Annotated in this window: 11 protein-coding genes; 8 read left to right on the forward strand and 3 right to left on the reverse strand. The window is 59.7% G+C overall.

Annotated elements, in window-relative coordinates; all coding sequences use genetic code 11:
* The first annotated feature begins 170 nt into the window (after positions 1 to 170).
* Positions 171 to 1,103: an SDR family NAD(P)-dependent oxidoreductase gene (locus ASE07_RS06200; RefSeq protein ID WP_057289939.1), complete on the forward strand. Its 933-nt coding sequence runs from the start codon at positions 171 to 173 to the stop codon at positions 1,101 to 1,103.
* Between the two features lie 44 nt (positions 1,104 to 1,147).
* Here ASE07_RS06200 and ASE07_RS06205 read toward each other — a convergent pair whose 3' ends face one another.
* Complete coding sequence (locus tag ASE07_RS06205; RefSeq protein ID WP_057289940.1) at positions 1,148 to 2,041, reverse strand: LysR family transcriptional regulator; 894 nt, start codon at positions 2,039 to 2,041, stop codon at positions 1,148 to 1,150.
* Positions 2,042 to 2,273: 232 nt separating this feature from the next.
* Between ASE07_RS06205 and ASE07_RS06210 the strand changes: the two genes are divergently transcribed.
* On the forward strand, positions 2,274 to 3,023 hold the full coding sequence (locus ASE07_RS06210) for a sulfite exporter TauE/SafE family protein (protein ID WP_057289941.1): 750 nt from the start codon (positions 2,274 to 2,276) through the stop codon (positions 3,021 to 3,023).
* Between the two features lie 55 nt (positions 3,024 to 3,078).
* Here ASE07_RS06210 and ASE07_RS06215 read toward each other — a convergent pair whose 3' ends face one another.
* Together ASE07_RS06215 and ASE07_RS06220 are read right to left on the reverse strand one after the other, a co-directional pair.
* Positions 3,079 to 3,810, reverse strand: a complete 732-nt coding sequence (locus tag ASE07_RS06215) for an anti-sigma factor (RefSeq protein ID WP_057289942.1) — start codon at positions 3,808 to 3,810, stop codon at positions 3,079 to 3,081.
* A complete protein-coding gene (locus tag ASE07_RS06220; RefSeq protein ID WP_156396425.1) occupies positions 3,807 to 4,349 on the reverse strand; it encodes an RNA polymerase sigma factor in 543 nt (180 codons plus the stop codon). Before ASE07_RS06220 ends, ASE07_RS06215 begins: the two co-directional genes overlap by 4 nt.
* A gap of 245 nt (positions 4,350 to 4,594) precedes the next feature.
* Between ASE07_RS06220 and ASE07_RS06225 the strand changes: the two genes are divergently transcribed.
* The 6 genes from ASE07_RS06225 to ASE07_RS06250 all read left to right on the forward strand — a co-directional run bounded on the left by ASE07_RS06225 (position 4,595) and on the right by ASE07_RS06250 (position 11,893).
* Complete coding sequence (locus tag ASE07_RS06225; protein ID WP_057289943.1) at positions 4,595 to 4,966, forward strand: RNA-binding S4 domain-containing protein; 372 nt, start codon at positions 4,595 to 4,597, stop codon at positions 4,964 to 4,966.
* Between the two features lie 220 nt (positions 4,967 to 5,186).
* Positions 5,187 to 5,834, forward strand: coding sequence for a TetR/AcrR family transcriptional regulator (locus ASE07_RS06230; RefSeq protein WP_057289976.1), 648 nt, complete (start codon positions 5,187 to 5,189; stop codon positions 5,832 to 5,834).
* A gap of 27 nt (positions 5,835 to 5,861) precedes the next feature.
* Positions 5,862 to 7,652 (forward strand): acyl-CoA dehydrogenase C-terminal domain-containing protein, encoded by a 1,791-nt coding sequence (locus ASE07_RS06235; protein ID WP_057289944.1) that lies wholly within the window; start codon positions 5,862 to 5,864, stop codon positions 7,650 to 7,652.
* A gap of 161 nt (positions 7,653 to 7,813) precedes the next feature.
* Positions 7,814 to 10,201, forward strand: coding sequence for a 3-hydroxyacyl-CoA dehydrogenase/enoyl-CoA hydratase family protein (locus ASE07_RS06240; RefSeq protein WP_057289945.1), 2,388 nt, complete (start codon positions 7,814 to 7,816; stop codon positions 10,199 to 10,201).
* Between the two features lie 55 nt (positions 10,202 to 10,256).
* Positions 10,257 to 10,679 carry a PaaI family thioesterase gene (locus ASE07_RS06245; protein ID WP_057289946.1) on the forward strand — a complete coding sequence of 141 codons (423 nt, stop codon included), beginning with the start codon at positions 10,257 to 10,259 and terminating at the stop codon, positions 10,677 to 10,679.
* A 17-nt stretch (positions 10,680 to 10,696) separates the two neighbouring features.
* Positions 10,697 to 11,893, forward strand: a complete 1,197-nt coding sequence (locus tag ASE07_RS06250; protein WP_057289947.1) for an acetyl-CoA C-acyltransferase — start codon at positions 10,697 to 10,699, stop codon at positions 11,891 to 11,893.
* Positions 11,894 to 12,101: the final 208 nt, after the last annotated feature.

Consider the following 12,101-nt stretch of genomic DNA (forward strand, 5'->3'; position numbering starts at 1 on the left):
AATCGAACCCGCCAACCGCATAAACCTTGAGACGTATTGTCACCGCTCAGGTTCATTGTTTCGCGTCATGTCGCGTCATGACACGCCCCGTCGTACCGCAGTGTTGCTCACGGAAACCAAAATCCGCTTAAGATTGATGCTTCACAATCTCTTTATTATGTGCAACCACCATGACTACATCAGCTCAATCCATTGCTCCCATCCGTTTTGATGGCAAAGTCGCAATCGTGACCGGTGCCGGCGGAGGACTCGGGCGTTCTCATGCCTTGCAACTTGCGGCCCGTGGCGCGCGTGTTGTTGTCAACGATCTTGGCGTCGCGCGCGATGGTTCCGGCAACGGCATGTCGCCGGCGGAAAAGGTGGTCGCCGAAATCCGTGAAGCCGGCGGACAGGCAATTGCCAGCGCGGCATCGGTAACCGATCCGGCCGCCGTGCAGGAAATGGTGGAGCAGGTCATGCGCGAATGGGGACGCATTGACATCCTTGTCAACAATGCCGGCTTCCTGCGCGATAAAAGTTTTTCAAAGATGACTCTCGATGATTTCCGCGCGATCGTCGATGTGCACCTGATGGGCGCTGTCTATTGCACGAAGGCCGTGTGGGAAATCATGAAGCAGCAAAATTACGGCCGCATCGTGATGACGACTTCGTCGTCCGGCCTGTTCGGCAATTTCGGTCAGGCCAATTACGGTGCCGCCAAAATGGCGCTGGTGGGATTGATGCAGACGCTGGGACTCGAAGGCGAAAAATACGATATTCGCGTGAACTGCCTGGCACCGACCGCGGCGACGCGCATGACGGAAGACCTGATGCCCCCGGAAGTGCTGGCCCTGCTGACGCCGGAAAGCGTCACCCCCGGTATGCTGTATCTGGCCTCGGCCGACGCGCCGAACAAGATGGTGCTGTGCGCGGGCGCAGGGACGTTCTCTCGTTCAAACATTACGCTGACCGATGGCGTGCACATCGGCGAGCGCCCGGATGCGGTCGAGCAGCTGGTCGCCAATGCGCATCGTCTGCAGGATCGTAGCGGCGAAATCGTGCCGGTCGCCGGTTTCCAGCAAGGTCAGATGGAAGTGACAAAGGCGCGCGAAGGCAAAGCATAAATGGCGTCGCATCGCGGCGCTGCCTGCATCGCGTCGCGCAACGCTTACTGCGCGTGGATGTCGGACAGGTAGGCTACAAGCTGCCGCGCCTGTGCCGACAGGCCATCGAGGTTACGCACGCAGAGCCGTAGTTCACGCGTGGCCCACGGGTCATTCAGCGCAACGATCACAGTCGGCGTTGCCATGCTGTGGCGTTTTGCCGCGGCTTCCGGCAGCACCGCAATGCCAGCTCCTTGCGCGACCAGCTGCGCAATCGCGAAAAAGCCCGGAGCGCGAACCCGTACTGTCGGCGGTTTGCCAAGCATGGTAGCCATCTCTTCCACGAAATGTTGCAGAGCACGTTCGGCAGGCATGCCGATGAATGCATAGCCCAGCGCATCACGGAGCAGGCAATCGTGACGGGCAGCCAGAGGATGGTCTTGCGGTACAAGCAGCACCAGGCGGTCGTGACGGAAGGGCAGGGACACGATGCCGGTGAGCTGCAGGTTTCCGTCGAGGACACCGACATCAGTGTTGTCCGATAACAGAGCGCGCAGGATCTGGTCACTCGGTAGCTCTTCGATCTGCAGATCGACTTCCGGGAAATCCTTGAGAAACGGCCCTAGCGCGGGTGGCAGGAACGTACTGTTGGCCACGGTATTGGCGGCAATGCGTACGCGCACCCGCTGTTGCCCGCTCAGCGCCTGCAAGGCTTCACCGAGTTGCACCGATTCGGCTACCACGCGGCGGGCATGGTCAAGCGCGATCCGCCCTGCTGGCGTCGGCGTCATGCCGTCGGCGTGACGCATAAACAAGGGCATGCCGATCCGCTGTTCCAGCAGACGCAGCCGGTTGCTGGCGGCCGACAGTGCAATCGGAAAGTCAGCCGCCGCACGGCTGAGGCTGCCGCTTTCGGCAATCGCGATCATCAGCCGCAAATCCGTCAGGTCAAAATGCATGGTTTCTCCAATGGCGAAGGCTGACTACAGATAATAAGCATTTTAGCGTCGAGGGCTTCGCGGCAGAATAAGGCCTTACTTAAAAAGGCTTGGATATGGCGGGCAATACGGAAGCGAAAGCAGTTGCCGGGTTGGCACTGGTGATGTTCGGCATCACACGACTCAAGCCAAAACAGACGCAGTTCGTCCCAACTTCGGGCATATCAAGAACATCGGCAGGCACAGCGCGTCCATGAGCGATTTCATTAGTCCTTCTTCCCTGATCATTGCTGCCATCTTTCTGCTGGCAGGCTTTGTCAAAGGCGTGATCGGTCTCGGTTTGCCGACGGTTGCGATCGGTTTGCTTGGGCTGGTGATGACGCCGGTACAGGCGGTTTCGCTGCTGGTGGTACCCTCGCTGGTCACGAATGTCTGGCAATTGCTTGCAGGTCCCCGCTTCTTGCCGCTGCTGCGCCGCCTCGGCGGGATGCTGGCGGGATTGTGCGTCGGCATCGGGATCAGCGCGGCGGCGCTCGATCCCGATACCAGTGGCCGTAACAGCATGCTGCTCGGCATAGCGCTTATCGGCTATGCCTTGTTCGGCTTGAGCAAAAAGAAGTTTTCCGTCCCGAAAAGGCTGGAGTGGTGGTTGTCGCCGGTGGTGGGGGGCGTGACGGGAGTGATCGCGGCCTCTACCGGTGTCTTTGTGATTCCTGCCGTGCCTTATCTGCAGGCGCTGGATCTGGACAAGGAGGAACTGGTGCAAGCCATGGGTCTGTCATTCACCGTGTCGACAGTGGGCCTCGCGGCGGTGTTGATGGTGCAGGGCAGCTTCCATCTGTCGGTGGCCGGCGCATCGCTGGCGTCTCTGGCGCCCGCTCTGCTGGGCATGGTTGTTGGGCAGGGCGTGCGCGCACGAGTGCGGGCCGACACCTTCCGGCTGTTTTTCTTTGTCGGCTTGCTGATGCTCGGCGTGCATCTCGCATGGCGCTTCGGCGGTTAATAGATTAACAAGCTAACAAGCTAAGCGGGCGCAGATTCGCTGCGCCCGCCTTCCGTCAAATCTGCAGCCACGCACCTTTGTAGATCACCGGTCCGCTCGGTGCATTCGGGTTCGGTGAACCGCCTTTCGGCTCCAGGCTGATCGCCAGTACCGGCACGGATTCCGGCGTCGCGTTTTCGGGCAACGGCAAGGTCACTGTTCCGTTTGCCGCAACCAGTCCGAGCGAACGCGGCGCACCTTCCTTCGGCACTGCCCACAGTTCCAGGCTCTTGTCGGCGGCGACCTGCTGCTGTGTCACGACCTTGACGGTCAACTGCCGGCGTTTCGTGTCGCCGGTAATGACCATGACCGGCTGTGCCTTGTCATCCGACAGCGTAGCGACATACGATGTCGGCGCCACACCCGGCTCGGGCAGGCGTGTCAGCAGCACCGTGATCAATATTGCGGCCAGTGCGGTCGATGCCATGCCGAGACCGCGCCAGAACGCAAGGTCTTCGCGTAGGCCGAGCCAGAACGATTTTCTGGACTGGTTGATGCGCACGCTGCGCAGGTCGAGCTGTTTTTCGATGGCTTGCCATACCTGCGGCGACGGTGCGGCAGGCGCAGCAAACTCCACCATCGGGTTGAGCCGGTCCTGCCACTCGGCGACCGACCGCTGCAGGGCCGCGTCGTCGCGCAGCCAGGATTCAAAGCGTCGGCGAGCGCCGCCACGCAACGTGCCCAGCACATACTCCGAGGCGAGTTTTTCACGCAATGTGTCGTTATGACGGATTTGCTGGAGATTCATACGCCCTCCAGCTTGGAAAGGCAGAGCCGGAGCCGTTCGAGGCCGCGCCGGATCCAGGTTTTGACGGTGCCGATCGGCAGTTTCATCTGCTCGGCGACTTCGCTGTGCGACAGATCGTGGTAAAACGCCAATGCAATCGCTTGCCGGTGCAAGCCTTCAAGACGCGAGAAGCACTTTGCCAACGCCTTCGCATCGCCGCTCATCTGCAGCGCCTCGATTGGGGTCGGGTTGGTGCTTTCCAGTGCTTCCATCACGCCCTTGTCAAAGGTGTCGGCATCGATTTCCACCGTATGATCTATGCGGCGCAGCATATCGAAAGCCTTGTTGCGCACGATGGTCGTCATCCATGTCATTGGTGCGGCGAGGCCTGCCTGGTAGCTGGAAGCGTTGTTCCAGATATTGACGAAACTTTCCTGCAATACCTCTTCCGCCAGCTCCCTCTTTACCACTATACGCAGCGCGAAGCCAAACAGTTTCGCCGAAGTAGCATCATATAGTTCCCGGAAAGCAAGGGCATCACGGCGTCCTACCGCAGCCATCAAGGCTTTTAGCCGTGCAGTGTCCTTATCGTCAATTGCCACGGTCGATCCGATCATGTCAGTGCGGTGCCCGGTATGGAGCGCAATGCCGCGATTATAGTATGGACAAGTCCGGTGCATTTTCGTCACGGAAAGCCGGAATTCGGTTGAGCCGACTAAAACACAACACATTGAATATTGCGCTGCACGATATAAAAAACGCGCCCGCACTATAAAATGCAGTGTGTTACCTGCATATACAGACGATGTCAGAATCCGTACGAATTGATAAATGGCTTTGGGCCGCCCGTTTCTTTAAAACCCGATCGTTGGCGACCGACGCCGTCGATGGTGGAAAAGTCCGTCTGAATGGCGAACGTGTCAAGCCGGCACGCGGGGTAAAACCCGGCGATATGCTGGAGATTGACAACGGTTCCACAGAGTGGGAAATACAGGTGCGCGACCTCGCCGACAAGCGAGGCTCGGCCACCATTGCCCAAACGCTTTACGAAGAGACCGAACGCAGCATCGCAGAACGCGAAAAGAAAGCGGAACAGCGAAAATTCTTCCGCGAACCCGGTGAAGCCATCAAGGGACGACCAACCAAGCGCGACAGGCGACTCATCGACAAATTCTGAGCCGCCACGCCGGCCCATACCACCTGCCTCGACGGGCGATTTCGCGCCATTTTGCTGCATAGCATAAATAGAATCGTCACTCTAAGTTCCTGTTTGACATTTATACTTCGGTAGATAATAGTACGAGCGTTCGCTTCAGGTTATCCGCCGTGCTGAATTTTGAATATTTTGATAGGGCACTACCGTGGCAACCAACATGACTGACTCGACAACAAAACTGATGCGCAAAGGCGAACTTACCCGCGCCGCGATCCTGGATGTGGCACTTGACCTTGCCAGCCGTGACGGGCTGGAAGGGCTCACCATCGGTCTGCTCGCAGACAAGATGAATATGAGCAAGTCGGGTGTGTTCGCGCATTTCGGTTCCCGTGAAGATTTGCAGATCGAAGTCGTCAAGTTGTACCACCATCACTTCGAGCAGGAAGTGTTCTATCCCAGCATGAAGGAGCCGCGCGGCCTGCCGCGCCTGAAAGGCATGTTCGCCCGCTGGGTCAAGCGCGTGTCGGTCGAAATCGCTTCCGGCTGCATCTACATCAGTGGTGCGGTCGAATACGACGATCGTCCCGGTGCAATCCGCGAAGAACTGGCAGGCATGGTGCGCGCATGGAAGAACGCGCTGCGCCGCTGCGTGGTACAGACTATCGAAATGGGCCATCTGTCCGCCGATACCGATCCGGATCAACTGGTCTTCGAGACGTACGGTTTAATCTTGGCCCTGCATCACGATGCACGTTTCCTGAAGTTGCCCGGCAGCGTCAATCGCGCCGAAGTCGGGTTCGAACGCCTGATCAAAAGTTATGCGAACACGCAGTCCGCCGAGGCGGCTGCAACACCGAACCCCAAATCCGCTGTCAAGAAGACAGCCTAATCTGTTTAGTCGTCAGGAGAAATAACCATGGGTCAATACGTCGCTCCCTTGCGTGACATGCAGTTCGTGCTGCACGAGCTGCTGAAAGTGGAAGATGAGTTCAAGCAGTTGCCGAAGCACGCCGAGATCGACAAGGACATCATCAACCAGGTCCTGGAAGAGGGCGGTAAGTTTAGCTCCCAGGTGGTATTTCCCCTGAACCACAGCGGTGACCGCGAAGGCTGCCGTCTCGACAAAGAGACCCACGTTGTCCACACACCGAAGGGCTTCAAGGAAGCGTACAAGCAGTACGTCGAAGCCGGCTGGCCATCCCTGTCCTGCGACCCCGAATTCGGCGGCCAGGGCCTGCCGCTCGTGATCAACAATTCGTTCTACGAAATGCTGAACTCGGCCAACCAGGCATGGACCATGTACCCTGGCCTGTCGCACGGTGCTTACGAGGCATTGCATGCGCACGGCACGCCGGAACAGAAAGCGATGTACCTGCCCAAGCTGGTGTCGGGCGAGTGGACCGGCACCATGTGCTTGACTGAACCGCATTGCGGCACCGACCTCGGCATGCTGCGCTCGAAGGCGGAGCCGCAGGCTGACGGTTCCTACAGCATTTCCGGCGGCAAGATCTTCATTTCGGCCGGTGAGCATGAGATGTCGGCCAACATCATTCACCTGGTACTGGCACGCCTGCCGGACGCACCATCGGGCACCAAGGGCATCTCGCTGTTCCTGGTACCGAAGTACATTCCGAATGCCGACGGTACACCGGGCGAGCGCAACAAGATCTTCTGCGGCGCGATCGAAGAAAAGATGGGCATCCACGGCAACTCGACGTGCCAGATGAACATGGACGGCGCCAAGGGCTGGCTGATCGGCGAGCCGAACAAGGGCCTGAACGCGATGTTCGTGATGATGAATGCGGCCCGCCTCGGCGTTGGCATGCAATCGCTCGGCCTGACCGAAGTCGCTTACCAGAACGCCGTGATCTACGCGAAGGACCGTCTGCAGATGCGCAGCCTGTCCGGCGTCAAGGCACCGGACAAGCCAGCCGACCCGATCATCGTGCATCCCGACGTGCGCCGCATGCTGCTGACCGCACGCGCATTTGCCGAAGGCGGCCGCGCATTCAGCTCCTACATCGCGCTGCAGATCGACCGTGAACTGAACCATCCCGATGAACAAGTCCGCAAGGACGCCGCCGACGAAGTCGCGCTGCTGACACCGATCATCAAGGCCTTCCTGACCGACAACGGCTGGATCGCCACATCGGAAGCGATGCAGGTCTACGGCGGCCACGGCTTCATTTCCGAATGGGGCATGGAGCAGTATGTGCGCGACGCCCGTATCAACATGATCTATGAAGGCACCAACACCATCCAGTCGCTGGACCTGCTGGGCCGCAAGATCCTGATGGACAACGGCGCGAAGCTGCGCAAGTTCGGCGCCAAGGTCCAGGCCTTCGTCGAAGAGAACGGCACCGACGAGGCGATGTCCGAATTCATCACCCCGCTGGCCGATCTCGGCGAGAAGGTCACCAAGCTGACCATGGAAATCGGCATGAAGGCTTTCCAGAATCAGGATGAAGTCGGCGCCGCCGCCGTCCCTTACCTGCGCGTGGTCGGTCACTTGGTGTTCTCCTACTTCTTCGCGCAGATGGCGAAGATCGCGTTGGAGAAGCAGGATTCCGGCGATAACTTCTACAAGGCCAAGCTGGCCACCGCACGCTTCTACTTCGGCCGCCTGCAACCGGAAACAGCAATGCTGATCCGCCAGGCACGCTCGGGTTCCGCGAACCTGATGGCGCTGGAAGAAGATCTGTTCTAAGCACCTCACTGCACGGCTCCTTCCCCCTCGTAGGGGGAAGGTCGGGATGGGGGTGAGAAGGTCGATCAACCGCCTACGATTGCTCAACCGTACTACCCCCTCCCTAACCCTCCCCCTGCATGGGGGAGGGGACAGTCCATACGAAATTTTAAGGAGTCCCCATGTCCAACTTCATCGTCAAGAAAGTCGCCGTGCTCGGCGCCGGCGTGATGGGCGCGCAGATCGCCGCCCACTGCGTGAACGCGAAAGTCCCCGTTGTCCTGTTCGACCTGCCGGCCAAGGAAGGCCCGAAGAACGGCATCGTGCTGCGCGCGATCGAAAACCTCAAGAAGCTCAGCCCGGCCCCGCTCGGCAACAAGGATGATGCATCCCTGATCCAGGTCGCCAACTACGAAGACAACCTTGAGATCCTCAAGGGTTGCGACCTCATCATCGAAGCGATCGCTGAGCGCATGGACTGGAAGCATGACCTGTACAAGAAGGTCGCTCCATTCATCGGCCCCAACACCATCTTTGCATCGAACACCTCCGGCCTGTCGATCACCGCGCTGTCCGAAGGTTTCGATGCCGATCTGAAAGCGCGTTTCTGCGGCGTGCACTTTTTCAACCCGCCGCGCTACATGCACCTGGTTGAACTGATTCCGACCGTCTCGACCCGTCCGGAAATCCTCGATCAGCTCGAAGGCTTCCTGACCACGACGCTGGGCAAGGGTGTGGTGCGCGCGAAAGACACACCGAACTTCATCGCCAACCGTGTCGGCATCTTCAGCATGATGGCGACGATGTATGAAGCACAGAAATTCGGCCTGCCGGTCGATGTCGTGGATGACCTGACCGGCACCAAGCTCGGTCGCGCCAAGTCGGCCACCTTCCGTACTGCCGACGTGGTGGGCCTCGACACCATGGGCCACGTAATGAAGACCATGCAGGACAACTTGAAGGACGATCCCTTCTATCCGGTCTACAAGACGCCGGAACTGCTGGAAAAACTGATCGCCGCCGGTGCGCTCGGACAGAAGACCGGCGCCGGTTTCTTCAAGAAGGTGGGCAAGGACATCCTGCGCTTCGACGGCGCGAAGGGCGATTACGTCCCGTCCACCGGCAAGGCCGACGATATCGTGGTGCGCATCCTGAAGGAAAAGGATCCGGCCAAGAAGATGAAGACATTGCGCGAGTCGACCAACCCGCAGGCGCAATTCCTGTGGGCGATCTTCCGCGACACCTTCCACTACATCGCCGTGCATCTTGAATCGATCGCCGATTGCGCACGTGATGTCGACTTCGCCCTGCGCTGGGGCTTCGGCCAGAAGAACGGTCCGTTCGAAGGCTGGCAGGCAGCCGGCTGGCAACAGGTGGCCGAGTGGGTCAAGGACGACATCGACGCCGGCAAGGCGCTGTGCAATGCACCGCTGCCGCAATGGGTGTTTGACGGCCGTACCGGTGTGCATACTGCCGAAGGCTCCTGGTCGCCGGCAAAAAATGCCTACGTGCCGCGCTCCGACCTCGCGGTCTACCAGCGTCAGGCTTTCCGCGCCACTGTGCTCGGCGAAAACGCACTGGACGGCACCAAGGCCGGCACCACTGTCTTTGAAGACGAATCGGTTCGCATCTGGCATCAGAACGACGACGTGCTGATCCTGTCGCTGAAGACCAAGATGCACGTGATCGGCCAGGGCGTGATCAACGGTCTCGCCAAGGCTATCGACGAAGCCGAAAAGAACTACAAGGGCCTGGTACTCTGGAGTGCGGATGCTGCCGACGGCGGCGCGTTCTCGGCAGGTGCCGACCTGCAATCGATGCTGCCGGTCTTCATGTCGGGCGGTGTCAAGGCCATCGAGCCCGAAGTCGCCAAGCTGCAGCAGGCGCACCAGGCGCTCAAGTATGCCAACGTGCCGGTAGTCGCAGCGGTATCCGGCATGGCGCTGGGCGGCGGTTGCGAACTGATGATGCATGCGTCAAAACGTGTTGCCTCGATCGAGTCCTACATCGGCCTGGTGGAAGTGGGCGTGGGCCTGGTGCCGGCGGGTGGCGGCCTGAAGGAAGCGGCAGTGCGCGCAGCAGCCGATGCCAAGGGCACCGACATCCTGCAGTTCCTGAAGAACTACTTCACCAACGCAGCGACTGCCAACGTGTCGAAGTCCGCGCTCGAAGCCCAGAAGATGGGTTACCTGTCGCAGAACGACGTGATCGTGTTCAACCCCTACGAGCTGCTGCACGTGGCCAAGGTGGAAGCACGGGCGATGTTCGATGCCGGCTACCGTCCGCAACTGCAGAAGCTGATTCCGGTCGCTGGCCGTACCGGCATGGCCACCATCATGGCGCAGCTGGTCAACATGCGTGACGGCGGCTTCATCTCCGCGCACGATTACAAACTGGGTGCGATGATCGCCGAGATCGTCTGCGGCGGCGACATCGAGCCGGGCAGTCTGGTCAGCGAGCAGTGGCTGCTGGACCTGGAGCGCAAGGCCTTCATGGAATTGCTGAACAATCCAAAGACGCAGGAACGCATCATGGGCATGATGCAGACCGGCAAGCCCGTTCGTAACTAAGCGTGTAACTAAGCGCGTAACTAAGCGGATTGATCAGTTAATACAGGACGACATCATGGACCTGCTGCAGATTGGAAAACAGGCACTGGCATCACAGCCGTTCAGCATGCTGGTCGGCGCGGTCCTGACAAAGTTTGACCAGGAAGGCACGGAATTGCGCGTGCCGATCCAGGACAAGCTCAAGCAGCAGCATGGCTTCGTGCACGGCGGCGTGGTCAGCTATGCCGCCGACAATGCCCTGACCTTCGCGGGCGGGGCGGCACTTGGTACCGGTGTCGTCACCTCGGAATACAAGATCAATTACGTGCGTCCGGCAATCGGGCAGGAGCTGATTGCCCGCGCCGTCGCCGTCCATGCAGGCAAGTCGCAGGCGGCATGCCGCTGCGATATTTTCGTCGTCGACGAAGGTAAAGAGACTTTGTGCGCAATCGCGCAGGGCACGATCGCACGGCTCCCCGCCGCGTCGTCGGCTGAATGAACCAGGAGAATTTCAACATGAGCAAACAACTTCAAGAAGCATACGTAGTCGCAGCGACCCGCACGCCGATCGGCAAGGCGCCGCGCGGCATGTTCAAGAACGTCCGTCCGGACGACCTGCTGGTACGCGCGCTGCAAGCGGCCATGGCACAGGTGCCTAACCTCGATCCAAAGACCATCGAAGACGCCATCGTCGGTTGCTCGTTCCCCGAAGCTGAGCAAGGCATGAACATGGCGCGTAACGCCGTGCTGCTGGCCGGCCTGCCCAACACGGTTGGCGGCGTAACCATCAACCGTTACTGCGCATCGGGTATCACCGCTGTGGCCATGGCGGCGGACCGCATCCGCGTCGGCCAGGCCGATGTGATGATCGCCGCCGGTGCCGAATCGATGTCGATGGTGCCGATGATGGGTCACCATCCGGCCATCAACATGGGCGTGTTCAAGGATGAAAACATCGGCATGGCCTATGGCATGGGCCTGACCGCGGAAAAGGTTGCGCAGCAGTGGAAGATCTCCCGCGAAGCGCAAGACCAGTTCGCGCTGGAATCGCATCGCCGTGCCATCGCTGCGCAGCAATCGGGCGCACGCGAAGCCGAAATCTGCCCGGTCGAGATCATCGAGAAATTCCCGAACCTCGGCACCGGGCAGATCGATATCAAGACCCGCACCGTCAACCAGGACGAAGGCGCACGCGCCGACACCAGCCTGGAAGTGCTGGGCAAGCTCAAGCCGGTATTTGCCAACAAGGGCAGCGTCACGGCCGGCAACAGCTCGCAGACGTCGGACGGGGCCGGCGCGCTGATCCTGGTATCGGAAAAGATCCTCAAGCAGTTTAATTTGACTCCGCTCGCGAAGTTCTCGTCGTTCGCCGTCCGCGGTGTGCCGCCGGAAATCATGGGCATTGGTCCGAAGGAAGCGATTCCTGCAGCCTGCCGCGCCGCCGGCATCACCCAGGACCAGCTGGACTGGATCGAACTGAATGAAGCGTTCGCCGCTCAGGCGCTCGCGGTGATTCAGGACCTCGGTCTGGATCCTTCCAAGGTCAATCCCTACGGCGGCGCGATTGCCCTCGGCCACCCGCTCGGCGCAACCGGCGCGATCCGTGCCGCAACGACGATCCATGCGATGCGTGCCAAGAACCTGAAGTACGGCATGGTAACCATGTGCGTCGGTACCGGCATGGGTGCGGCGGGTATCTTTGAAGCAGTTTAAATTCGGTGCTTGATGTGTGATTCGAAAGCCGTGCACTACGTAGCTGCGCGGCTTTTTTGTTGGTGAATGGTTTCCGTTTCGCCAAATACTCAGCGTCGGCTCGGTCAGCACGCAACCATCAATATTCGTGCACAATCACTGTGCCGGTGAACCCGAGTAAACGTGCATGATGAGCCCCGCAACAAGTAGCGCATCAGTGACCGGCTCC

The sequence above is a fragment of the Noviherbaspirillum sp. Root189 genome (assembly GCF_001428545.1).
Lineage (GTDB): Bacteria > Pseudomonadota > Gammaproteobacteria > Burkholderiales > Burkholderiaceae_D > Noviherbaspirillum.